Annotated in this window: 22 protein-coding genes; 5 read left to right on the top strand and 17 right to left on the bottom strand. The window is 55.7% G+C overall.

What is annotated here, in order from left to right:
* Positions 1-42 precede the first annotated feature (42 nt).
* Complete coding sequence (locus DL346_RS19535; protein WP_240633297.1) at positions 43-747, bottom strand: class I SAM-dependent methyltransferase; 705 nt, start codon at positions 745-747, stop codon at positions 43-45.
* Between the two features lie 178 nt (positions 748-925).
* On the opposite strand from DL346_RS19535, the gene DL346_RS19530 reads away from it, so the two are divergent.
* The 3 genes from DL346_RS19530 (at position 926) to pepF (ending at position 3,410) form a co-directional block, all read left to right on the top strand.
* Complete coding sequence (locus DL346_RS19530) at positions 926-1,159, top strand: hypothetical protein (protein ID WP_112883903.1); 234 nt, start codon at positions 926-928, stop codon at positions 1,157-1,159.
* Between the two features lie 96 nt (positions 1,160-1,255).
* Positions 1,256-1,435, top strand: coding sequence for a hypothetical protein (locus tag DL346_RS19525; RefSeq protein WP_112883901.1), 180 nt, complete (start codon positions 1,256-1,258; stop codon positions 1,433-1,435).
* A 184-nt stretch (positions 1,436-1,619) separates the two neighbouring features.
* The gene (gene pepF, locus DL346_RS19520) at positions 1,620-3,410 is read left to right on the top strand and encodes an oligoendopeptidase F (protein WP_112884104.1); all 1,791 of its coding nucleotides are present in this window, start codon (positions 1,620-1,622) and stop codon (positions 3,408-3,410) included.
* Between the two features lie 49 nt (positions 3,411-3,459).
* Here pepF and ssuE read toward each other — a convergent pair whose 3' ends face one another.
* The 11 genes from ssuE to fni form a co-directional block, all read right to left on the bottom strand.
* Positions 3,460-4,020 carry an NADPH-dependent FMN reductase gene (gene ssuE, locus DL346_RS19515; protein ID WP_112883899.1) on the bottom strand — a complete coding sequence of 187 codons (561 nt, stop codon included), beginning with the start codon at positions 4,018-4,020 and terminating at the stop codon, positions 3,460-3,462.
* A 15-nt stretch (positions 4,021-4,035) separates the two neighbouring features.
* Positions 4,036-4,920, bottom strand: coding sequence for an ABC transporter ATP-binding protein (locus DL346_RS19510; RefSeq protein ID WP_112883897.1), 885 nt, complete (start codon positions 4,918-4,920; stop codon positions 4,036-4,038).
* 3 nt (positions 4,921-4,923) lie between these two features.
* Entirely contained in the window at positions 4,924-7,800 is a 2,877-nt protein-coding gene (locus tag DL346_RS19505; protein WP_112883895.1) for an ABC transporter permease, read from the bottom strand.
* Positions 7,801-7,832: 32 nt separating this feature from the next.
* Positions 7,833-8,879, bottom strand: a complete 1,047-nt coding sequence (locus DL346_RS19500) for an efflux RND transporter periplasmic adaptor subunit (protein ID WP_165822580.1) — start codon at positions 8,877-8,879, stop codon at positions 7,833-7,835.
* Complete coding sequence (locus DL346_RS19495) at positions 8,857-9,579, bottom strand: ABC transporter ATP-binding protein (protein ID WP_240633320.1); 723 nt, start codon at positions 9,577-9,579, stop codon at positions 8,857-8,859. The genes DL346_RS19500 and DL346_RS19495 overlap by 23 nt, the downstream gene beginning before the upstream one ends.
* Before the next feature lie 366 nt (positions 9,580-9,945).
* Positions 9,946-10,788 carry a DUF92 domain-containing protein gene (locus DL346_RS19490; RefSeq protein ID WP_112883891.1) on the bottom strand — a complete coding sequence of 281 codons (843 nt, stop codon included), beginning with the start codon at positions 10,786-10,788 and terminating at the stop codon, positions 9,946-9,948.
* A gap of 388 nt (positions 10,789-11,176) precedes the next feature.
* A complete protein-coding gene (locus DL346_RS19485) occupies positions 11,177-11,914 on the bottom strand; it encodes a glycerophosphodiester phosphodiesterase (protein WP_112883889.1) in 738 nt (245 codons plus the stop codon).
* 5 nt (positions 11,915-11,919) lie between these two features.
* Positions 11,920-13,308: a CapA family protein gene (locus DL346_RS19480; RefSeq protein ID WP_112883887.1), complete on the bottom strand. Its 1,389-nt coding sequence runs from the start codon at positions 13,306-13,308 to the stop codon at positions 11,920-11,922.
* Positions 13,309-13,388: 80 nt separating this feature from the next.
* Positions 13,389-14,399, bottom strand: a complete 1,011-nt coding sequence (locus DL346_RS19475) for an MBL fold metallo-hydrolase (protein ID WP_240633296.1) — start codon at positions 14,397-14,399, stop codon at positions 13,389-13,391.
* Entirely contained in the window at positions 14,396-15,148 is a 753-nt protein-coding gene (locus DL346_RS19470; protein WP_206098550.1) for a class I SAM-dependent methyltransferase, read from the bottom strand. The genes DL346_RS19475 and DL346_RS19470 overlap by 4 nt, the downstream gene beginning before the upstream one ends.
* Before the next feature lie 366 nt (positions 15,149-15,514).
* Complete coding sequence (fni, locus tag DL346_RS19465) at positions 15,515-16,576, bottom strand: type 2 isopentenyl-diphosphate Delta-isomerase (protein ID WP_112883885.1); 1,062 nt, start codon at positions 16,574-16,576, stop codon at positions 15,515-15,517.
* 194 nt (positions 16,577-16,770) lie between these two features.
* Here fni and nagB point away from each other — a divergent pair, with 194 nt between their 5' ends.
* Both nagB and nagA read left to right on the top strand, forming a co-directional pair.
* Positions 16,771-17,493: a glucosamine-6-phosphate deaminase gene (gene nagB / locus DL346_RS19460; RefSeq protein ID WP_112883883.1), complete on the top strand. Its 723-nt coding sequence runs from the start codon at positions 16,771-16,773 to the stop codon at positions 17,491-17,493.
* Positions 17,494-17,496: 3 nt separating this feature from the next.
* Positions 17,497-18,678 carry an N-acetylglucosamine-6-phosphate deacetylase gene (gene nagA, locus DL346_RS19455; protein WP_112883881.1) on the top strand — a complete coding sequence of 394 codons (1,182 nt, stop codon included), beginning with the start codon at positions 17,497-17,499 and terminating at the stop codon, positions 18,676-18,678.
* A gap of 82 nt (positions 18,679-18,760) precedes the next feature.
* Here nagA and DL346_RS19450 read toward each other — a convergent pair whose 3' ends face one another.
* The 5 genes from DL346_RS19450 to recQ all read right to left on the bottom strand — a co-directional run bounded on the left by DL346_RS19450 (position 18,761) and on the right by recQ (position 24,664).
* Entirely contained in the window at positions 18,761-19,693 is a 933-nt protein-coding gene (locus DL346_RS19450; RefSeq protein ID WP_165822579.1) for an NHL repeat-containing protein, read from the bottom strand.
* 132 nt (positions 19,694-19,825) lie between these two features.
* A complete protein-coding gene (locus DL346_RS19445) occupies positions 19,826-20,629 on the bottom strand; it encodes a DeoR/GlpR family DNA-binding transcription regulator (RefSeq protein WP_112883877.1) in 804 nt (267 codons plus the stop codon).
* Positions 20,630-21,586 carry a sugar kinase gene (locus tag DL346_RS19440; protein WP_112883875.1) on the bottom strand — a complete coding sequence of 319 codons (957 nt, stop codon included), beginning with the start codon at positions 21,584-21,586 and terminating at the stop codon, positions 20,630-20,632.
* A gap of 339 nt (positions 21,587-21,925) precedes the next feature.
* Positions 21,926-22,357 carry a hypothetical protein gene (locus DL346_RS19435; RefSeq protein ID WP_112883873.1) on the bottom strand — a complete coding sequence of 144 codons (432 nt, stop codon included), beginning with the start codon at positions 22,355-22,357 and terminating at the stop codon, positions 21,926-21,928.
* Positions 22,358-22,432: 75 nt separating this feature from the next.
* Positions 22,433-24,664: a DNA helicase RecQ gene (recQ, locus tag DL346_RS19430; protein WP_112883871.1), complete on the bottom strand. Its 2,232-nt coding sequence runs from the start codon at positions 24,662-24,664 to the stop codon at positions 22,433-22,435.
* Positions 24,665-24,748 lie beyond the last annotated feature (84 nt).

Raw genomic sequence — 24,748 nt, 5'->3', positions numbered from 1 at the left:
GGCGACTTGCTTTATTATATACTCCATGGGAGATTTTTGCAATTAAAGGTTGACAAAAAGACCAAGCTCTGATCCAGGAAAAAATGGCAGCTTGGATCGAAAATAGCCCGTCTCCGCGCCTTCAGCCCGGATCGCGGCCTGAAGCTCCTCTAGATACGAGTACGGCTTCCATTTCAACGACATGATCGGATAGATCCGCACGCTGCCGCCCGGCCTGCAAATCCTCATCATCTCGAGCACCGCCGCCAGGTGAAAGCTGTAATCAAATTGCTCTTCATATAAAAACAGAAAATGACTGCACAGCACCAGACCGAACTGGTCTTTATCGAAAGGTAGATTCGGCAGCCGTCCATCCTTGTAAAAGCGCATTCGAATATCCGCCTGACTATAATGCGCGGTAAACTTGGCGAGCGATGCCTCTCTGCCGGCACGATGCCGTTCGAGATCCCCATAGTAGCTGAAATCGTACCGGTCGCTCACTTGCGCCAGCTTTGCCGCCGATACGCCGATCTCTTCGTTCGCTTCTTGGATCAAACGATCCGGCTCAAGCCCGTAACGGGGATCGACCGCATGGGCATCCAGTCCGCGGGCGTGCGCATCAGCCGTGAAAGACGACGCGCCGCCTGCGATATCCAAAAAGGAACCAGCGGCGGCTAAATCCTTCTCATTCAAATCAAACATCAGCATGTACTCTTCGAAGCTCCTGCAGGTGACTGCCACTCCAACTTGCGGATACCCGGTACTCATAGACATCCTCTCCTCTTCTCGTCTCATCTCGGTTCATGCCCTACTGACTCCGCTCTGCTCATCTGTCGGCAGCATCGCTGCCGATGCCATATTCTACCATGCAAAACATTTGATTTCTACCCCATTTTATGGCTATCATGGATTGAAGCAGCACGCTATTACAGGGAGGATGGTCCTTATGTTTAAGAAGGTTCAAGTTTATAAAACAGATAAATACAATATGCTGAATGTCGAGATTCAAGGCAAGACTCTGATCGTGCGCGAAATCAGCGATCAGTGGGGCGAGGAATGCCATACTTTCGTAAGCCGTCCCGAAATGCTTCATTGGGCGGGGAACCGCTTCCGTTCTGCCGATTTCGTAGGACGCGAGGATGAATTGGAAGCCATTATGCAAGCATTCCGTTCAATCTAAAATCTCGGACTGCCCGCAGGAGGAAAATTCATCCTGCATATCGAACATATCCAAGGATCAACCTGCATAGGTTGTGCGGAGGGAGCATACGCCTAAGTGGATAGTACAGCTACGATTATTTTCATCATTGCGGCATTTTCGCTCGGGATCGTCATTATTATGCAGCGGAACAGCATCCCCGCCAGCATGAGAAGAGGTCTCGCCATCGCAGCGATCGTCTTCATTGCTTTTGCCTTTTTCCTTATTGTGTACAGTTTGGCAACGATGGGGACATAACGGAACGGCTGCCGGGCTAAACTAGAGGCACTACCTTTCGGGGAGGGTGACTTCTAACGTGAAATGGCTGCCGATTCTATTATCGCTCGCCATGCTGCAGGCAAGCACGACGGGCTTGCAGCTTGCAGCGCCCCATACTGCAGATTCCGCCACATCTACCAACCATCATGCGAGGAGGGTTCCTATGAGCCAATTACCAAAGCGTTCCGAGACGGCAGCCGAGCACCGCTGGCAGCTGGAAGATATTTTTGCGGATCAATCCGCGTGGGACAAGGAATACGCGCAAGCAAAGGAAGAAATGAAGAAGGTCGAAGCCTACCAAGGCAAATTAGCCGATCCTGCGCAGCTTAAGGCGTGCTTCGAGCTGGAGGACGAGCTTTCGCTTAAAGTAGAACGGCTCTATGTGTATGCCAACATGAAGCATCACGAGGATACGGCCGAGCCGACCTTCCAGGCGCTCTCCGACAAGTCGAAGAAGCTGAGCGTCGAAACCGGCGAAGCGCTGTCCTTCATTACGCCGGAGGTGCTGAGCCTATCGGATGAAGCGCTGGAAGCGATGATCGCCAACAAAGATTTGGCGAAATTCCGTCATACGCTCGAAGAGATGAAACGCCAGAAGGCGCATGTGCTCTCGAAGTCCGAGGAAGCGCTGCTCGCACAGGTAGGCAACATCAGTCAGACGCCGGGAACGGTCTTCAGCATGTTGAACAACGCCGATTTGAAATTCCCTAAGGTGAAGGACGAAAACGGCGAAGAAATCGAGCTGACGCATGGCCGGTACATACAGTTCCTCGAAAGCAAAAACCGCGACGTTCGCGAAGGCGCGTTCAAAGCGATGTACGACACTTACGGCAAGCTCAAAAACACGATCGCTTCCACGCTGAGCGCTAACGTGACGAAGAACCTGTTCTATTCGCGCGCGCGCAAGTATCCTTCCGCGCTTGAGATGTCGCTCTACGGCGATAACATTCCGAAGGAAGTGTACACGAACCTGATCGGCACGATTCACAAGCATCTGCCGCTCATGCACCGTTACATGGAGCTGCGCAAGAAGCTGTTGAAGCTCGATGATCTGCATATGTATGACTTATTCGCGCCGCTCGTCGAAGAATTCAAGATGGATATCACGTACGATGAAGCGAAGAAAACGGTCAAAGAGAGCTTAAAGCCGCTCGGCGAAGTTTATTTGTCCGTGCTGCAGGAAGGCTTCGACAAAGGCTGGATCGACGTCTACGAGAACGAAGGCAAACGCAGCGGCGCTTACAGCTGGGGCGCTTACGGCACGCATCCGTACGTTCTGCTCAACCATAAAGACAACCTGAACAGCATGTTCACGCTGACTCACGAGATGGGCCACGCGCTTCACTCCTACTATTCCGACACGAATCAAGATTACCGTGACGCGCAATATACGATCTTCCTTGCGGAAGTGGCCTCGACGCTCAACGAAGCGCTTCTGATGGATTACTTGCTGAAGAAGTCGACGGATCCGAAGGAGAAAATGTATCTGCTGACTTATTACGCCGACCAGTTCCGGACGACGGTGTTCCGCCAGACGATGTTCGCCGAGTTCGAGAAAATCATCCACGAGCGTGCGGAATCAGGCGATTCGTTGACGCCGCAGGAATTCAGCAAAATCTACTATGACCTGAACAAGCTCTACTACGGCGACGGGATGGTTATCGATAAGGACATCGAAATGGAATGGGCGCGCATCCCGCATTTCTATACGAGCTTCTACGTGTACAAATACGCGACGGGCTTCTCCGCGGCAACGAGCTTCTCGAAGCAAATTCTCGATGAAGGCGCGCCTGCCGTTGAACGCTACCTCGGCTTCTTGAAGAGCGGCGGCAGCGACTTCTCTATCAATATCTTGAAAAAAGCCGGCGTCGATATGTCGAGTCCGGAGCCGATCGAGCAAGCGATGAGCGTGTTCGAAGAGCTGATCGAACAAATGGAGCAGCTGACTTCATAAGAAGATATAAAGAAAAGAGCAGCCGATTGGCTGCTCTTTTCTTTATCAATTAAGCTTGAGACGGCTTCCGCAGAGAACCGAACAGCTCCGTGGCTTCGGCGAAGGAAGCGATCGCGGCGTCCAAGCGCTGCAGCAGCTCTTCGTCGATCTTAAGGCCGCCCTCATCCGTCTTCTGAATTTGGGAATCAACCGCATAAACGCCACTGGATACATGACGCGCATATAGCGCGGAAAGCACCGGCTTAAGCGCGTAATCGATCGTCAGCAGGTGAGCGATCGTGCCGCCGATGAAGAGCGGAAGAATGACCTTCCCTTCAAGCCCGGTTTGCGGCAGCAAGTCCAAATACGTCTTCAACACACCGGTGAAAGATGCTTTGTACACCGGGCTTGCGACGATAACCGCATCCGCATCGGCAATGAGCTTATTCGCTGCTTTGATGGCCGGACTGTCCCAGCGTGCCAGCACCAGATCCTCGGCAGGCAGCGAAGCGGCGTGCAGGGCGCTCACTTCCCAGCCGAGGGCGCGCAGCTTCTCCTCCGCGTAATCCGTCATGCCGTTCAGCCGGGAAACCGGATTCGGACTTCCGGACAAAATGACCACTTTCGGCATTGCAATGTTCACTCCTTATTTCGCTTCGGGCGGATATAGAATAATCCGGCCCTCTTCCATCTCTACTCTAACCTTGTTCTTCTCTTTGAATTCATCTGTCTGCAGGTAGGTTGACGGAATTTGCAATCGCCCTGCCTTATCGATAACCGCATACTCCACGTGGCTTTCCTCCGGCTCGATCGTTACGCCGCTTTCAATTGCGGCAAGCTCCTCGGCATAGGATTGACGCCTGATGATTTCGGAAGAGGTTTTCCCGTCGCGGATCGCCACGACGCGGTCCACCTTCCGGGCCAGCAGCGGGTCGTGGGTAACGATAACGATCGTAATGCCCATGCTGCGGTTCAGCTGCCGGAACAGGTCCAGAATCTGGTTGGACATGCGCGTATCGAGCGAGCCGGTCGGCTCATCGGCCAGCAGCAGCTTCGGCTCATTCGCCAGCGCAATGGCGATGGCTACGCGCTGCTGCTCCCCGCCGGAAAGCTCGCTCAGCCGGTTCTTGATGCGGTGGCTGAGCCCGACTGCCTCTAGCAGCTCCAGCGCCCGCAGCCGCTTGCTGCGGCCCTTCAGCAGAATAGGAAGCTCCACGTTCTCCAGCGCGGTCAAATATGGAATCAGGTTGCGCGCGTTGTTCTGCCAGACGAAGCCGACCGTTTCGCGCTTATATTTGACCAAGTCGCGCTCGGTGAATTTGAGCAAGTCCTTGTTATCGACCAGCAGCTTGCCGGCGGAAGGGCGGTCGAGCCCCCCCAGCATGTTGAGCAGCGTCGATTTCCCGCTGCCGCTGTTGCCGATGATCGCCATCAGCTCGCCGGACTCGACATGGAGGTCAAGCCCTTGAAGCGCTACAACCTCCAAATCGTCCGTCTTATATATTTTGACAAGCCCGTCGCAATGAATCATGACTTATTCCTCCCCAAGCTTCAGCGCCTGCGTAATTTTCATACGCGATACCCGAATGCCGAGCACTGCAAGCCCAATCGTAAGCATAATGCCGACGACGCTGTAAAGCTGTACGTAATCGCTTAACTGGCGGACAATTTCAAACGGCGGCACTTGGTCCGTCGCGTTGAAGGACAGCTGGAACAGCGGAACGAACTGGCTGCTTACCGCATTGCCGATCAGCACCCCGAACAGGATCGCTGCTGCCGATGTGAGCAGCTGTTCGCTTAGCAGCATACCGATAATTTGCATAAACGATATGCCCATCGCCCGCAAAATGCCGAATTGAAGCGTTCTTCCCGACAGCGTAAGCACCCAGAACAGCAGGAAACCGAAGAAGCTGATCATCATCGAAATGACGAAGCCAAGCGTCATGACGCCGTTGATCGCCAGGCGGAACGGGTCATTCTTCGAACGGATCAGAAGCTGATTCGCGTCGACGAGCTTCTCGACCGGAATTTCCTTCTTCACCAAATCGTCATAGATTAGCGCGCTGGTCGCGCCTTCCTTCAGCTTAATCCATACTTCGTACGGCTCAAGCGCCAGGTGATTCTGAATATAAGAGAGATGGCCTACAATCAAATTCGGAAGTCTGACGTTCGGATCTTCCTCGTTGCCGGTTTGCGGCAGCGGATTCCAGCCCGGCCAGTAGTCGATTATGCCGTACACGGTGAAGTTGGCGCTGTCGAGCCCGGCCCACTTGGCCGAAATCGGATCGCCCGGTTTCACCTGGTACTTGTCGGCAAGCGATCTGGAGATGAGCACCGCTTTCGGATTAGATGCGATCAGATTCAAGTAGCTGTTGATCGGATAGTCGAGCAAACCGCCGCGCATCCAAGCAACCTTGCCGAAATCTAACGTATCGATGCCGTACAGCGTCGTGCCGCCGTTCTGGCCGTTCACCGAGAAGTTGGCATCATCCTTGCGGAAAACGCGCGCTGCCGTTTCGACTCCGGCAAGCTCCGTCATCGTAATGAACGAAGGCTCCGTATACGTAACCACCTTCGGCGCTTGTGCCGCGCCGTTATCATCCGCGTTAACCATCGCAGGAGCACCCGGCATAGGCGGAGGCGGCTTATCGTTATCCCAATGGACGGACAATTGGATATCCGAGCCGGTCGTATATTGGATTTTATCTTCCATGTTCCCATTGATCGTGCGGGCGGCATTGGCGCTGAAAAGGCCCATCGCGACCGTCATGATCAAGAACACCTTAATCGTCAAGTATTGCGAAGACGATCGGCTGATCTGCAGAAGGGTGGAATACAATGCCGGTGTCCACCATCTGCGGCCAATCCAGAACACGAGCTTGATCAGCCAAGGATAAACGCGGAGCACCAAGAGTCCCGTGCCGAGGCAGAACAGCGCCGGCATAAAGAACAGCAGCGGTTCGACTTGGATAGCGTTCGGATCCAGGGCGAGCGCCTTCAGATCATCCATTCTTTTGTTGAAGCCGTAGAGCATATAGATGGCAACGCCCAGCAAAATAACGTCGATGCCCGTTTTATGCCAGAAAGACATTTTGCTTCCCCGCGCCATTTGCTGCTTGTGGCCGACAATGGAAGCGCGCGTAGCCAGAAACGCCGGAATCAGGATGAGAATGATGGAACCGGCAACGGCAGCGGCTGCGATCTTATAAGAAGAGCTGTTGAGCACGACATCGAGCGAGGAACGCTGCACGAACTCCAGGAAGCCGCTCGAAGCCCCTAATATTTTCGTAAAATAAACCCCGATGAATGGTCCTACTGCCAGCGCCAACGCGCCGAGCAGGAGGCTCTCAGTCAGGAAGACGAACATAATTTGAAGCCGGCTCGCGCCGCGGCTGCGCAGAACGGAAATCTCCGTCTTCTGCCGCTCGATGATGAGATTCGCGGCCATGTACAGATAAAAGGCCAGCAGGAACATGACCGGCGAGTAAAGCGACCAGAGCATGATATCCAGCTTGTCTTTCTTCTCCGTATACGTGGCGATCGGATTTTTGGCCGGCATGTCGACCGAGGCAATGCCAAGACGCATGTTGAAGTAATTGTTCATCGCCTTGTATTGGCTGAGATAGGTATCGATATGGTCGATGTTCATTTGCTCGTAGTTCAGCGAGTACTGCCAAGCAAGCACCGATATTTTCAGCAAGCTTTCATTCTCGATGAAATCCTGATTGAACTTCTTATATGGAATATAGAACGACGAATTGTAGGATTCCACATTGAATTGGTCATACGCATTATCCTGTTTGGACTCCACGATGCCGACAGGCATAATGCGCAGCTGCTCGCCTGTATCCTTCTTCGTGTAAACGAAGACGTGGTCCAGGTCACGTTTCAGATCGATAATATACTTTTGGGTTACGAGCGCCTCGTAGATGCCGTCGTTGCGGTTAGGATCCGGCAAACGGCCGTCGATGATGCGAACCCGCTTCTCGATATCGGACACGGTCCGGATGCTGCCGGTCACGCTCATTTCTTTTTTCTCGCGCTCGGATGCGTCCTCCGGCAAAACCTTGAACGATTGCGTAGCGCGGGTTATGATGTAGGACTGCGCATCAAGACCTAGTCGCTGCGGCGCGCCGTTCATGTATCGGTCCGCTTTGGCGATCAACGATTTATTCTCGTCGAACGTTCTCGTCCCCGAAACCGAGGTCGAAGCCCGGAGCGAGCCCGGATATATATTTTGATCCTTCTGAAGCTGCTGAAGCTCTTTAAATAACGTACGCTGCAAGATCGCATGCGAATATAGCGGCATGGAACTGAACAGGGCAACGCAGATCGTAAGCCCGAACCATAAATTTAGCTGCAGCCAACGATTCTTCGCCATTTTACGAAAAATCATCGTCCATATTGCCATCGTTTCACCTCTTCTCTTCTCATCCGCCGAAATTAGTTATTCAGTATGACCTTCATGCCCGGCTCCAAGCCTTTGACGATTTCTACTTCGGTAGCGGTCATGATGCCGGGCTGTACGTCGATCTCCTTGCGGCGGTCGCCGTCAAGCGACTGCACGTAGGTGCGGCCCAAATACGTGCGCAGGCCGCTGCGCGGAATCACGACGACATCTGCCTTCTTCTCCAGCACGATATGGATTTGGGCCGATTGGCCGAGCTCGATCGACTCGTCGGGTTTGTTCATTTGAATGTAGAGCAGTCTCGAGTTGCGTTCGTCGATCTCTTTGTTCAGCGTAATCGGTGCGTCCGAAGGCGATTGAAGCACTTTGCCTTCGTACTTGCTCCCGTTAATCGTAATATCAACCGGCATTTCACGCTGAATGCCGGAAATTAGCTTAGGGTCATCAGCCGTGTAAACCAAATAAATTTGCTTCGGATCGGATACCGAAACAAGCGGCGTATAGCCGTTCAAGCCATCACCCGGAGACTTCGCGTCCACGTAGGTGACAACCCCGCTGACCGGCGATGTTAATTTGGCGGCTTCGTACTGCTCGTTCATGTTGTCCAAAAGCAGCTGCTCGCGCTCCAGATCGATTTCTTTCATCCGCAGTTCCGTACCGGTAACGCCGCTTTGTCTTGCACGGTTATATTCGATCCGCACCCGTTCAAGACTTAGCTCCTGCAGCTTGACGCGCAGGTCCAAATCGCCCAGATCGAGCTCGGCTACGACTTTGCCCGCTTCCACTCGATCGCCAAGCTGAACGTGGAGCGCTTTCAACCGGCCGCCTTCCTTATAAAAGAGCGGCACGGTCTTGCTCGAAGCGACGACCGCCGCTCCCGTAAAGCTGCGCTCAATGGTTGCTTTCTTTACATCAATGGCATCTACTTTCTCAGCGGCCGGCTGCACGAGCGGCGGCTGCAGGACGACCTGCTTCTGAGGCAGAAGCGAACAGCCGGACAGCAGCGATGCCGCAACCATGACGGCGGCAGCCTCCCGGACAAACAGTCTTCTGCGCTTTTTAGGCGTTAGGTTCTGAGACAATCTCTCCATCCTCCAATGCAATAACATGATCGACGATCTCCATAATGCCGGGATCGTGCGTCGTCATAACAACGGTCATGCCCAGGTTCTCCACGAGGTCGCGGAATACTTTAATGACCTGCAGCCCCATTCGGCTGTCCAGCTCTGCCGTAGGCTCGTCCGCAAGCAGCAGTACCGGCCGGTGGGCGATTGCTCTGGCAATGGCGACGCGCTGCTGCTCTCCCCCGGAGAGCTCGGGCGGGCGGTGCTTCATGCGCGATTTCATGCCGACCCATTCCAGTGCCTGCTCGGCGCGTTCCTTATGCAGCTTGGCGTCGCTTCCCGCGATGCGAAGGCCGAACTCCACGTTCTCGTAAGCCGACATGAGCGGAATAAGGCCGAATGCTTGGAACACCAAGCCAAGGTTGGTTCTGCGCCATGTGCTGCGCTGCTTCTCCGGCAGTCGGGAGACGATCTGGCCGTTGAAATACACTTCGCCTTCCGTCGGCTGGTCAAGCGCCGCGAGCAAATTCAGCAGCGTCGTCTTCCCGGAGCCGGAGCGTCCTTTCAACGCGATCATAGAGCCCTTATTGATCGATAGATTGATATTTTTGACAGCGGTTACAGAATTGTCGCCGCGGCCGAATACGCGTTTCACATTGACCGCTCTGAGCAGCGGCTGGCTCGTTGTCGCAATCGTCGGCGATTCCGCCGTATAGATCTTCACGTGCAGCCATTCTCCTTCCCAAATCTATGAATTCGTTTACATCTTCATTTTCAACTTCTGTAAATATTTTCTATCAGAGTTAGGATACTAGCCCATTAGCGGGCTGTCAACCTGCATAAACACAGTTAATAGGCACGATAGCCCAGAAAATCGATTCAATAAAAATGATTATACCTTGTTCGGGCCGCGAGGGATAGATTTTTTCGCCTTAAGGTTGGTTAAAGGACGCAGGCAAAGTAAGGCAGCGCCTGCGGCTTGAGCCGCCGCTCGAGTGGCGCGAGCGGCATATGTCGCCTGCGGCGAAGGCCGACGCTTCCTGTGGAGCGTGCGGCTAAGCAAGGCCGCGCCTGCGGCGAGGGCTTAGCCCAAGGCGCAGCCGATGGCCCACGCCAGCAAGCCGGCCGCGGCCGAAGACGCGAGGTTCACCGCGTCATTGGTCATCCCGGCGAAGCCGCGGATCCGCACGGCAGCGGCGCCGCAGTGTTCGGCGCGCTCCGTCTCGCTGCCGCATACGCGGCAGCGGTACATCGCTTGCACGGTCGCGCCTAGCAGCGAATCGGCGAAGGCGCCGGCCGTGCCGGCGCAAGCCGCGGCGGCGAGCAACACGCCGGGCGAGACGCCCGCCGGCGCCAGCGGCGCGGCGAGCAGCAGCGCCGCGGCGGCGCCGATGAAGGCGGCGCCGGCCAGCGCGGCGGCGCTGCCAAGCGGCGTGACGCCGCCGCTAGTGCCCGGCGGCACCGCCCCGCCGCCGAGCAGGGCCCGCGGAGCTCGGCGGCTGAGCGCGCCGATCTCCGTGGCCCACGTATCCGCGTTCACCGCGGCCATGACGCCCGCGAACGCATACGCCCATCCTGCCGCGGGCCAAAGCGCATATCCCGCGCACAGCACAAGCCCAAGACCGCCGTTCGCCCATACCTGAACGGCGTCCCTGCGGCCGCTCTTCGCGTACTTCGCTTCAGCGGCCTGCTTGCTGCGGTGCCTTCGCTTCCACTTGGACCAGAGCGATGACGATACGAAGAAGGCAAGCAGCGTGCCGAACCAAAACGGCCCGCCAAGCGCAACAAAGCCGGTGCCCATCACGAGCGCCGCTGCCGCGCCGGTAGCGGATAATGAACGAACCCGGTAGGCGGCCCCCGCGGCAACCAAACTTCCAACGAGACCTGCCGCAGCTCGTCCTAACTCGTTCCCCCATAGATCAATCATGCGAACCGCGACTCCTTTCTTATGGATAACATACCATATTTTGCATCGCCGGAGGCAGAATTTCACCGAACGTTGTAAATAATTATGTCGATCTATCAATCTTTTTGTCAAAATAAAGAGCGATCGATGATTCATGCTTGAAAGTGCCGTATAAACTGAAGCCGCCGTTCCTTATGTGAACGCCGCAAATGAACGAACGCCTGAAGAGCTGCTTCGTATCCTAATTAATTATACCGCCAAAATCAGAGGAGAGCGAAATCTCAAGAACGTTCTCCTGCTGATGGCCAACATGGGCCGCGAAATGATCTTGTAGCTGAATATTCCTATATAGATAAAAGACCGGCGGTTCGCACGCATGTGCGAAACCAGCCGGTCTTTGCCGATCGAACTATGGCTGAAACTCATTCTTCGCCTGACCGAAACGGTCGGGGTAATTCGTGCAGATCATGAGCGAGCCGTCCATCCCGGCCAGTCGCTTCATCATCGGCGCATCATTGACCGTCCAAGCCATGACGTCGACTTTAGCCGCAGCCATGGTCTCTAACAACGGCTTCGAAACATGCGTGTAGCCGATGGAGAGGAACGTGGCGCCAAGCTTCTCCAAGTCCATTGCCAGCGTCCAAGGCGAAGCGTCCAATATGAGACCTGTTCGCACCTCATTCGTCAGCTGACGCACCGTACGCAGCGCCTCCCTATCGAACGAAGTGATGACGGAATCATGCTGCAGCCCGTTCTTATACAGCAGCTCAACGACTTTCTTCTCGATGCCGGGATACCGGCCTCCGTACGTCTTGAGCTCGACGTTGAGCCGGCAGCGGCCGACAGTCAGATCCGCTACCTGCTGCAGCGTCGGGATGCCTTCCCCTGCAAACGACTTGTCAAACCAACTGCCGGCATCTAACTTGCCAAGCTGCTCCGCGGTAAATTCATGGACCCGTCCGGCGGCCTTCGCCGTTCTCCTGAGCGAGTCGTCGTGGATGACAACCGGAACGCCATCCTTGGACAGCTGGACATCCAGCTCTATCCACTGCACGAACGGAAACGCGAGAGCCTCCCGGAATGCAGCCATGGTGTTTTCCGGCGCCAGTCCTGAAGCGCCGCGGTGTGCGGCACACGGATTCAACATCACCTTCACTCCTTCGGCTGAACGTTGCCTGCCTTATCAACTGCAGCATGCATCGAAATGCTTGACAGACGTTTTAATAAAGCCTTCCCCTCTTCGCCTGCAAGGGGAGCCGGCTGTGACATCGAAGCGCGCATCGGGTGGAACTTCAGCGAGCAATCGCCTTTCACGTCGCAGGCGGCGTCAAGCACGCCGGTATCTTTCGTTTTATCCGGCTTCATGCCGCTAAATATAAAATTGCCGAGGCTGTAGGCAATCCATTTGCCTTTATACGATTCAAAGCCTTGAAGCACATGCGGATGAGACCCGATAACCAAATCTGCTCCAGCATCAATATATTCGTGCGCCAGCCGTTTCTGATCATTATTCGGCCAATCTTCCCGTTCAATGCCCCAGTGCACCATGACGACGACGATATCAGCCTGCTTCGCGGCCTGTTTAATCGCCGCAACCGCACGCGTGGAATCGTAAGTCTCCGCCAAGCCGGGATGAGTCTTACCCGCTTTCCAAGAAGCGACGGGAACGACTCGGGTTAACCCGACATAAGCGACGCTTATGCCTCCCTTTTCAAGCAGAACCGGCTTAAACGCCTCGATTTCGTCGCGGCCTGCGCCCATATTCGGGATGCCGGCCTCGTCAAGATGGGCAATCGTATCAAACAGCCCCTCTTCCCCTTGATCCAGCGTATGGTTGTTCGCGAGGTTGACGATGTCGATGCCGGCCTCTTTCAACGCCGGAAGCGCATCCGGAGAGGACTTATAGACATATTGTTTATTCTTCGCCGGGGTGCCTCGCAAAGTTACGGGCGTCTCGAGATTAACAGCCATGAAGTCCGGCGCTTTCAAATAATTCAAAACTTTCTCGTAAGGGTAATCGTACCCGTTGCTAAGCATAAGCTTCTCAACGGATGCCGCGAGCAAGACATCGCCCGTGAACGCCAAGCGCACTTTACTTGCGGTTCCGGCAGCCGTACCGCCTTCGCTGCTGTCTTGGCCTTGTTCGCCATCCTTTGCGGGAGGCTCTTCTTCGGCTTTGCCGCCTGAAGCCGGGTCATCCGAAGGATGACCTTCCTCCGCCTGCTCATTCGACCCTTGATTCCCGGCGGACGAATCCGTCCCCGATTCTTCAGCGGCTTGATTGCCGGACGAATGGTCCGCAGACGCGGATTCCTTCTCGTCAGTATTCGCTTGTTCCGTTTCGCTGGCGGCGTCATTTGCCGCAGTCCCCTGATCGGCGGCCGTGTTCGGTTTGCCCGATCCATCCTGACGCTGAACGGCGTACACGACCGCTAGCGCTCCGATAATGAGGAGCAGAATCAGGTTGATTGCAAACAGCCGCTTCATTCGCCTAGCGCGCTGCTGTTTCTGAAGTTGACGGGATTCAGAACGGGATTGCATAGTCGGCGGGCTCCTTTTCTACAAGCGGTGACCCATTCATTATACACCATTTCCCAAACACCGTTGGAAGCTTTTTCATCTTAAACGCCGGGCGTCACCGTATAGCGCGCTTGCCCGTCGCGTATTGTTCCGGAGATGCGTCCCTGGCGCTCGAGATGGTAGAGATGGGCCAGCGTCTCTGACATGGCAAACCTTAAATTATGCGGATTCCCGGCGATCCGTTCGCCGAAGAGCCGCATACATAACGTATAACCCGCATGCGTTCCTTCTTGAATCATTCCTTCAATCTGATTGAGCCGCCGCTCGTGATGGGCAGCGAGCTCACCGATCCGTTCATTAAAGTTCGTAAATGGGTCCCGGTGACCTGGAAAAGCAAGCTCCACCTCGTAGCCGCTCAGCTCCTGCAGACTATCCAAAAACTGCTGCAGCTGGTCATGGCCTTCCCCGGGCACGACGCTGATGTTCGGCGTAATGTTCGGTAACACTTGGTCGCCGCATAGCATCCATTTTTTCACAGGCTCATAAAAGCACAGCTGGCCGTTCGCGTGTCCCGGCGTATCGATCATGCGCCAATTCGTCCCGCCGATGTCGATGGACCCGCCCGCTTCCAAGAACGTAACGGCCGGCTGAGGCGATACCTTCTCCACAAAACCAGTCAAATGAGGCCCAATCTCAACCAACCGTTCTTGCGGCATGCCGTGCTCGGCATACAGCTTCGTCAGCTCGCGCGCGAAATCCGCGCCTTGATCGGCCCCCCATAAGCGCTGCGCATACGCATAAGACCGCTCCGAAATATAGACGGGAGCGTCCGTCCGTTCCTGAAACCATCCTGCCAACCCGTAATGGTCCGGATGCTGGTGGGTCAGAAGAATGGTATGGATATCGCCGAGACGGATCGACTTCGCAGCAAGAGCCGAGTCCCAGGCTTGTACGGCATCAGCCGTATGCAGCCCGGGATCGACAAGCAGATACCCGTTCTCATCCGGAATCAAGTAGCTGTTCACCCATTTGAGCGAGAACGGCAGAGGTACCTTTACCTGCACGATGCCTCCCGGCCATTCATTCATGAAAGCTTCACTGCTTATGCTCACGATGCTGCCCTTCCTTTCAAAATCATCCGCGGCGAGCGCTGCTCGTCGTAGCTGTTCCCCTCATAATCGCCATAGCAGCGCTGGAGCTCCAGCCCGGCCTCGGCCAGTGCCTGCTCGAACCAGGACAGCGGGAACAAGCGGACACGTTCCTCATAGCTGCGGCATGCGTCCGGATGATCCTGCGCGGTGATCTCGATTTGCTTCACGACCCATCCGTCCGCCGCAGTCCGGCGTTCCGAAATATGGAGGCCGGTTGCCGCATCGGTCCGCTCGGAATGCGGCACCAAATGCTCCTTGACATAGACCGGATTCATAAAGTCGATCAGAAAAACGCCTTGCGGCCTCAGAACGCGCCGGATTTCACGCAGCACGCGGCGGTTGTCGGCCTCATCCTCGAAGTAGCCGAAGGACGTGAACAGGTTCACCGTCGCATCGAAGCTATCGTCCGCGAACGGGAGCTCTCGCATATCGCCTTGAACGAGCGATTTGATCCGTTCTTCCGCGTTATGTTCGCGCGCCATGCGCAGCAGCGCTTCAGATAAATCGATCCCGGTTACCTCATAGCCGAGCTGCGCAAGCGCAAGCGCATGCCGCCCCATTCCGCATCCGATATCGAGCACGGCCGCGCCGAGGGACAGCTCCAGCCATCCCGCCATCGTTTCCACCTCGCGCGCCGCCTGATCCCAATTGCGGTGCCGGTATACAATCATATAATCAGTGCCGAAGCTGCGCTCATACCAGTTTGACATTCGAATGCTTCCCCTTTCGTAGCCCTTGCTTTCACTGCCTCTTATTGTACTGCACCCTCCGCCATTCTGGCAAAACGAGCATGCGAGAGCATATTTTTCATCCTGAACAACCATACTAGGCCAAGCTGTCCGGATTTCCGTGAGATAAGCTGAAAATATCATCGGCGGGCTATTCAAAGAGGGGCCTCGAGGGGGATGCGATCAAAATCGGAACGAGATGGAGGAGAAATGAATTGAACGAGTTGCGGCGAAAGCCAAACGCCTGCTCGAGAAGGTTCATCGGGCAGGCGTTGATTAAAATATGAAAATTAAGGTCTTCATTAAAGGCTCAGGTCTGATGCACTAGCCAATGCGGCCGCCCAATCGTTAAATCCGAATCAATCGATTCGTTCGCCTCAGCTCTTCGATGTTCGCCGCTCCGATGCCAAACATGGCCGTACGCAGCTCATATTCAATGCGCTCCATCTGACTCAAGACAAGCTCGCCGCCGGCGGCGGACGCTTCGGCCGCGCCTACTAGCAGCGTGCGGCCGTAGCCGGCCAGATCCGCTCCCAGCGCGATCGCTTTTGCCGCGTCGACGCCTGTGCCCATGCCGCCGCTTGCGATAATCGTCATGTCCGGCAGCGCGGACCGAACCTCTCGGACGCATACAGCGGTAGGCGTCCCCCAACCGGCGAACGCCTCAGCTGCTTCGGCGCGCAGCGGGTCGCGCGAGCGGTATTTTTCCACTTGGCTCCACGACGTTCCTCCTGCTCCCGCCACATCGATGAAAGCGACCCCGGCTTCGCTTAGCCTTAACGCAGCCTCGCCGTCGATCCCCCAGCCGACCTCTTTGACGCCGACCGGGATGCTCAGCCGGCGGCAAAGCTCGGCAATCCGCTCCAGCAGTCCCTTGAAATCCGTATTCCCCTCGGGCTGGAAAACCTCCTGCAAGCTGTTTAAATGCAGCACCAGCGCATCCGCCTCGGCCAACTCGACCGCATGGCGGCATTGTTCGACGCCGTAACCGTAATTCAGTTGAACCGCGCCTAAATTGGCGATGACCGGCACGGAAGGCGCCAGTCTTCTAATCTGGAAGGTGGAAGCTAGCGCTTCATTCTCGATAGCAGCCCGCATGGAGCCGAGCGCCATGACCCAGCCCCGCGCCTGTGCCGCTTCGGCCAGCCTCTCATTAATGGCAGCCGTCTGCGGCGTGCCTCCGGTCATCGAGCTGACCAGCAGGGGAGCAGCTACTTTCTTGCCCAGAAACGAGGAAGACGTGTCGATGTCCTGGAACGCAATCTCCGGCAGCGCTTGATGGCGAAACCGGTAATATTCGAACCCGGGCTCCGTGCCGATGCTCTGAACTTGCTCCTCTAAGCAAATACGGATATGCTCTCCTTTTCTTTTCGCGGTTTGGACATGCTCCTCTTGCTGCCTGTCCGTCATCATTATGTTCCCCCTAACATCTGCCTATTGCACCCATCATGGCATATTTCGCGGCACAAGAGCAAGTTTGCACGCAACACCCTCATCTATGATTGTAATTTTCGTTAAAATGATTTTTACAATCATTTTCATTGTCGATTTTGACGATATCCTTTATAATAAAATCATAACGAACCTGTGGGGGGCGCTTCCGAATGGAATTGAAATGCTTTGACGATATTAGCGAGCTTGACCGTTACGCCGCGCAAATTTTTGCCGATACCCTAAAAACAAAACCGAATGCGACGCTCGGCCTCGCAACTGGCTCGACACCCATCGGAATTTATGGAAAAATGATAGAGATGTATAATAACGGCGAGGTTTCCTTCAAGGATGCGACGACATTCAACCTGGATGAGTACGTCGGACTTTCGCCTGAGCACGAGCAAAGCTACGCCCATTTTATGAAACAGCATCTGTTCGACCATATCGATCTGCCTCGGAGGCAGTCTCACCTGCCTAGCGGCATGGTCAGCGATTTGCAGGCGGAATGCTCGCACTACGACCGCATGCTGACGGAACAGCCGATTGACGTGCAGCTGCTCGGCCTCGGCCATAACGGCCACATCGGCTTTAACGAGCCTGATGACGAGCTGCAAGGCGGCACTCATATCGTCGAGCTTGAAGAAGCGACCCGGACGGCGAACGCCCGATTCTTCGACTCGATCACCGAGGTGCCGACGAAGGCGATAACGATGGGCGTCGGATCGATTTTGAAAGCAGACTCGATCGTCCTTGTCGTGAAAGGCGCGGATAAAGCCGGCATCGTCAAGAAAGCGCTGCGCGGGCCGATTACGACGGAATGTCCGGCATCGCTGCTGCAAACGCACAAGAAGGTAGTCGTATTGGTCGATCGGGAGGCAGGGAGGTTATTGTAGAGGATGAATGAGGCAGAACGCAATTGGCATCTAATCAATGTGAAGGCCGTCGTCGGTGACCAGGTAATTGATGGAAGCGTTTCGGTCGAGAACGGCATCATTACGGCTATTATCGAAGGAAAGTACATTCCGCCCCAGGATACGAACTCGCGCATCGTTGACGGCCAGGGCAGCTGGCTGCTGCCCGGTTTCATCGACATGCACGTTCATGGCGGCTTCGGCGGGGACTTCATGGACGCAAGCCGGGACGCTTACGACACGATTACGCGCTTTCATGCGTCGAAAGGGACGACCCGCATGCTGGCGACCACCGTCACCGCATCGCAGGCAGCGATCGAAGCTGTGCTTAAGGCTACGGCTGAGTATGCCGCAGGAACGATGCCCTACGCCCAGCTTGCCGGCGTGCATCTGGAAGGGCCGTTCATCAGCGAGCTGTGGCCAGGCGCCCAGAATCCGGCTTACATTTCGCCGCCGAGACTGGACTGGGTGCAAAGCTGGAACGAACAGTATCCCGGACTCATTAAGCAGCTCACGCTGGCGCCGGAGAAGGAAACGGCTTGCGAGCTGATCGCCTTCTTGTCGGAGAGCGGCATCGTTGCCGCATGCGGACATACCGATGCGACGTACGCGCACATCACCCGCGCGGCGGATGCCGGATTGACGCAGGCGGTACATACGTTTAACGCGATGCGCGGCCTCCACCACCGCGAGCCCGGAACGGTCGGCGCCGTGTTGACGGATGACCGCATCTATGCCGAAATCATCGCGGACGGCCACCACGTCCATCCCGCGGCGATCGCGCTGGTTATGAAGTCGAAGCCCGCGGATAAAGTCATACTCATTACCGACGCAATGGCTGCAGCCGGTCTCGGCGACGGCGATTACGAGCTCGGCGGACTGAACGTAGATGTGGTAAATGGCGTTGCAAGGCTCCGCAATGGCGGCAGTTTGGCCGGCAGCACGCTCACCATGATCGATGCGCTCCGTTACGTGCTGACCCATACGGGGCTCAGCCCCGCCCAAATCAGCCGGATGGCGAGCGGCAACCCTGCCCGCCAGCTGGGCATCGACGAAATTACCGGCTCCATTGAGATCGGTAAACGGGCCGATCTTGTCTTAGCGGATGCGGCGTTCACTGGCGTCAGCCATACATGGGTCGAAGGTCGGCTTGTATACGGCAGCTAAACGAAAAAGGGTTATGCAGCAGAAGCCTTAGCAGGCTTACGATGCTGCATAACCCTATTTTTATTTTAAGTTCCTATGAATGCTATTTCTGTCTAATCAGCTTCGTGATCCGGCCGTCAAAGATCCATTCCGCAACGTACACGTTGCCTTGCGAATCGACGCAAACGCCGTGCGGCGAGCTGAATTTGTCGGGACGATAGTATGATTTCGGCAGGTTCGGCCAGCCTTGCTGCTTATAGGCTTGCTGATCTTCGCCGAGATGCGTGATCAGGCGGTCGTTCTTATCGAGCACCGTTACGCGGCTGTCCAGATCCGGAATGTAGACTTCATCGCCGAAGAAATAGAAGCTGCATGGCAGATCGAGGTTATGATCCACGAAGCGCTTATGCTCGCCCTCCAGCGTGAACACGTGAATCCGGCTGTTTCTGCGGTCGGCCACATACACTTCCGGTTCTTCGCCGCGCAGGTTGATCGAAATGCCGTGCGGCTCGATCACTTTGCCCGGCTCCGAGCCTCGTCCGCCAAAGGAGCGGATATAGCTGCCCTTCGCATCGAACTGGTGGATATGATACTGGCCGTAGCCGTCGGAAACGTAAATATCGCCATTAGGCGCAACGCACACGTCCGTCGGTACGTAACGGCGCTGCGCGTCGTACAGATCCGGACGGTCCGGGCAGCCGATCTCCAGCAGCACTTCGCCGGAAAGCGTCGTTTTTACGACCAAGGCGCGATTCGTGTCCGCGAAGTATAAATATTCGATGCCGTCATTGTCGCGATGAAGATAGAAGCCGTGCGCGCCTCCCTCGAATTCCGCGCCCCAGGAGGTCAGGAAATTGCCTTCTTTGTCAAACACGATGACCGAATCTTTGCTAGTGTTATGTACGTAAACGTTGTCATTTTCATCGACAACAACGCCGTGGGTATAGCCGTAAGCAATTCCCTCAGGGAGCTTGCCCCAGCCTCTTGCAACTTCATAGGAGTGAGATTCGTTACCAATAATCAACTTTTCAGACACGTCACATTTCTCCTTTACAAGTTCTCGTACAATCCCAAGTATAGCAAAAAACAGAAAAATCAGAAGCAATATTTTTAACAAAAAAAAGCAACATCCTCTCGGATACGAAATCCATAGCGGATGTTGCTTGAGTTAAACGGAAGCTTCTTGGTCCTCGTTTGCGATGACCGTTTGGATGCCGAGGTTGTTCGCGATGGAAGCCAGCTGTTGAGGCAGCGGCCGGTCCGTTATGAACGCTTGCAGCTCGGCGAGCGGCGCGATCGAGAACAACGAGGTGCGTCCGATCTTCGTGTGATCGAACATCGCGTACGTCGCTTGCGAACGGCGAATCATCGCTTTGGCGATTTGCGCCTCCTGCTCGGAATAGGTCGTAATGCCGCCTGTGGAGGATACGCCATCGACACCGAGAAACATTTTCCCGATGTGCAGCTGTCCGATCATCCCTTCCCCGAGCGGGCCGCACAGCTCGAAGCTGTTGTGCCGCATCATGCCCCCGGTCACGACTACGTTAATCTCGCTGCCTGCAAGCTCCATCGCGACATTGACCGCGTTGGTAACTACGGTAATGCCTCTGCGCGTTTTGAGCAGCTTGGCCAGATAATAGTTCGTCGTCCCGCCGGACAGCCCGACGACATCCCCTTCGAAGATCAGCCCAGCGGCTGCGGCCGCAATCCGTTCCTTCTCCAGAAAGGACAGCCCTTCCTTCTCCGCGAACGGAAGCTCCCGCACCGCGTTCATGCCGTCATACATGGCGCCGCCAATCGTCCGGATGACCGGCTCCGATTTCTCCATCAGCTCCAGGTCGCGCCTTGCCGTAGCCTCTGAAATGCCAAACCGTTCAACGACTTCTTGGATCGTAATCCGCCCCTGCCGCTTCAGCACATTCAACATTTGCTCCCGCCGCCGCTGTCCTTTCGACGATTGCACGTCCGCCATTTAACGCTCCACCCAGCCTTTATCCGACATTCTGCGTTCAACGGTCGCCCAGTCAGGCAGCGCCTCCCAGTCGCCGCGCATTTGCACGACAAGCGCGCCGCTAATGCTGCCAAGGCGGACAGCCTCGAGCGGAGTCATGCCCTTCTGCAGTCCCGTCAGAAATCCGGAACAGAACGCATCGCCGGCGCCTACCGTATCGACTACCCGTTCGACCGGGTAGAACGGCACCTCGGACGCTTGGCCGTTTTCAAGGACGACCGTCGTATCGCCGACGCCTTTGATGACGCTGATTGCGGACAGCTTCGTCAGCTCCGCCTTCACAGCGGCGAAATCGTCGGTGTCATACAGCATCCGCAGTTCGTCCCAGCCCGGCAGGAAGTAATCCGCTTGCGCCGCGAGCGGCAGCACAACTTCCCGCGCTTCTTCGATCGTCCACAGCTTCAAACGCAAATTCGGGTCGAAACAGATTTTAACGCCGGCTTCTTTGGCTGCGGCAACGACGGCAAAGATCGTTTCACGGCAGTTCTTGCTTAGCGCCGGAGTAATTCCGGTGATATGCAGTATTTTGCAGCCGCGGATGTAGTCCAGATCCAGGTGCTCCGGCCGCATTTGGCTTGCTGCGGAATGCTTGCGGAAATAATGGACGGTCAGCTTGCCCGCCACCGTCTCGCGGAACATCATGCCGGTCTGCGCCCCTTCAACCAGACTGGCGCGCGACACGTCAACCCCTTCGCCGCGGATGCGCTTCAGGATGGAACGGCCGAGAGGGTCATCGCCAAACGCGCCGAACCAGCCCACCGAACCGCCCAGACGGGCCACGCCGATGGCGACATTGCTTTCGGCGCCGCCGAAGCTGACTTCAAGCGTAGCTGCGTTTTCGATGCTCTTGTGTTCCTGCGGCATAAACAAAGCCATCGTTTCCCCAAATGTCAATAATTCCGGAACTGCCTTCGTCAACGGTATCCCTCCTAATATAGGGAGTTTGACGTAGTCAAACTCTCCCCGCTAATGAATATAGGGAGTTTGACGGTGTCAAACTCTCTCCGCTAATGAATATAGGGAGTTTGACGTAGTCAAACTCTCTCCGCTAATGAATATAGGGAGTTTGACGTAGTCAAACTCTCTCCGCTAATGAATATAGGGAGTTTGACGTAGTCAAACTCTCCCCGCTAATGAATATAGGGAGTTTGACGTAGTCAAACTCTCCCCGCTAATGAATATAGGGAGTTTGACGTAGTCAAACTCTCTCCGCTAATGAATATAGGGAGTTTGACGGTGTCAAACTCTCTCCGCTCGCTACATCGTTACTCTAATCGGATATTTCATGAAATAGAGAATCACCACATAAATAACAAGAATAATCAGGCTAAGCACACGGGCTTTAGCGATATGAGCCGAAGCGCTTTCGCCGCTCTGAATGGCGGTTGCGATTCGTTTCAGCGGCTTCGTCACGATGCCCCCTAGCGCGGCAATTGCGAGGAACAACAGGGTCACGATAATCATCCAAATCACTTTATACTCACCTTGCGACATCAAGTAGCCGCCTGTCAGCAGCTGCAGGACGAGAAAATATTGAGCGATGCGGTTCGCGGTGACGAGGCCGTCTGCCAAGCCAGCTTGTCCGCTGCCGTCAAGCTTGGATGCGCGTCCGACCATCAGCGGCAGGACAAGGTAAAACCCCATGCCGGCTGCGCCAAGCACGTGCAAAAACAACATAAAATCGAACATCCGTGGGTCCTCCTAAATTGGTATATAATCGTATTAATTATACTAAAATCAGCCAAGCAATTCAAAGAAGACGGATTATTCCGCGACAGGCGACAGCTTATGCTTCACTATAACGGCCTTGATCGCAAAATAGTCGACCTCGTCCGGCAGCGCTTCTTTGATCGGCTTCAGCTTCTCAGCCCCGATCCGGCCGATGGCTTCGACGATTTGCGCTTCATACTCTCCGGGAATAAAAGCATCCAATTCGAGCTCCTCGCCCTCTTGCGCGCAGCGCAGCAGATGATTCTCGACGGTCACCCGCCCCATGCCGCGCAGCGAAGCGATTTCCGCAATGGAATGGCCCAAGCCGAGCAGCGATAGCGATTGCAAATGGCTCGGCAAGCCCTCCAGCTGTGCCATAACGGAATGTCCTTCCGGCGGCGTGCTCGCGACTGAAACTGCAGCGTATTCTGCTTCCGCGTTGGAACCGGGCTTCCGATTCATGTCGGTATGGCTCTCAGACCTTGAAGACGCCGCTTCCCCTTTGAACTGACGAACGATCGCAATAACCTCGCTCCCATATTTCGCTGCCTTCGCTGCGCCGATGCCCTTGACGGCCATCAGCTGCTCCGTGTTTACCGGCTGCCTGTCCGCGATTTCACGCAGCGCCGCATCGAAGAACAGCATGAATGGCGGAACATGCTCTTTCGCAGCCGTAACACGCCGCCATTCGCGCAGCGCCTCGAACAGCGGCGTGTTGGCCGCCGTAATGGCCGTGCCTTCCGCGGCTCTTCGCTTGGCTGCCGCGCTCTGCCTGCGCTGAACCGTTACTTTCCCTTCGAGTACGGGCAGCGCATCGGCCGTCAGCGACACGGTCGGATATTCACCCTCGCTTATCCTCAAATACCCTTCCGCAACAAGCCAGTACATCAGATCCGCGATGTCTTTTTCCGGCCAGCTTCTCATGAGACCGTATGTCGTGAGCCGATCTAAGCCAAGCTCTAGAATCCGCTTCTCCCGGGAGCCCTTCAGTACCTTCGAGGCAAGCGAGATGCCGAACCTGCCTTTGAGACGCCCTACGCAGGACAGCGCCTTGCGGGCGTCCTCCGTCGTGTCGATCAGCGCGCTCTGATCCAGGCAATTGCTGCATTTGCCGCACTCCGGCACATCCGACTCGCCGAAATACTTAACGATATATTGGAGCAGGCATTTCTCCGACCTGCTATAGTGCATCATCGTGTACAGCTTGTTCAGCTGAATCGTCTTCCGCTCCGGATCGCCGGTGCTTCGGTCAATGAGAAATCGCTGCACCTGGACATCCTGCGGCTCGAACAGCAGCACGCACTCGCTTTCTTCGCCGTCACGGCCCGCGCGCCCCGCTTCTTGATAATACGATTCCACATCGCCGGGCATTTGCCAATGGACGACATAGCGGACGTTCGGCTTATCGATCCCCATGCCGAATGCGTTAGTCGCCACCATGACGCGGTAATCGTCGAAGCGGAACTTCTCCTGCGCATCCCCGCGCTCTTCGTCGTTCAATCCGCCGTGGTATTTGCCTGCCGCAACGCCCAGCCTGCTTAAATCGTCATATACCTCCTCCGCTTCCTTGCGCGTTGCCGTGTAGACGATGCCCGATTGATCCGGCCGCTGCATAACGAAGTCCCGCAGAAACTTTCGCTTATCCGTTCCGGTAACGACCGAGAGCGACAAATTCGTCCGAGCAAACCCGGTTACGAAAATGTTCGGCTTGCGAAGACTCAGCATCGCAGCAATGTCCTGCGACACCTCCGGCGTTGCCGTCGCCGTGAAAGCGGCCACCGGCGGCCGGTTCTCCAGCCTGCCGATCCATCCTGCCAGCTGGCGGTAGCTCGGACGGAAATCATGTCCCCACTGGGAGACGCAGTGCGCTTCATCGATCGCGATGAGCGGTATATGCATGCGGCTCGACAAGGAATCGAACATGCCGCTGTCCAGCCGTTCCGGCGCGACATAGAGCAGTTTGTAGGCACCTTCATCAGCTTGTCTGACCACTTCACGGTAGGCGGCCGCGTCGAGCGAGCTGTTCAGATAGGCCGCCGCTACGCCCAGCCGGTTAAGCGCATCAACCTGATCCTTCATAAGCGAAATAAGCGGCGATACGACGATGGTCGTCCCGGGCAGAAGCATGGCCGGGAGCTGGTAACAAATCGACTTGCCGCCGCCTGTCGGCAATATCGCCAGCGTATCCTTGCCCTTCAGGATGCCTTCGATGATATCGCTTTGACCTTTGCGGAAGCTGTCGTAGCCGTAAACCTGCTTCAGCATTTGCAGCGCATCTGTATGCATGCTAAGTCCTCTCCTCCCCTGAAAATAAAATAGGAAAACCCTGACGGTATTCTGTCAGGGTCTCATGTGCTTCATGAGCTGCGT

The organism is Paenibacillus montanisoli, assembly GCF_003268025.1.
GTDB lineage: Bacteria > Bacillota > Bacilli > Paenibacillales > Paenibacillaceae > Paenibacillus_Z > Paenibacillus_Z montanisoli.
The sequence above is the reverse complement of the archived record's forward strand: the minus strand, read 5'-3'. Positions and strand labels throughout refer to the sequence as shown.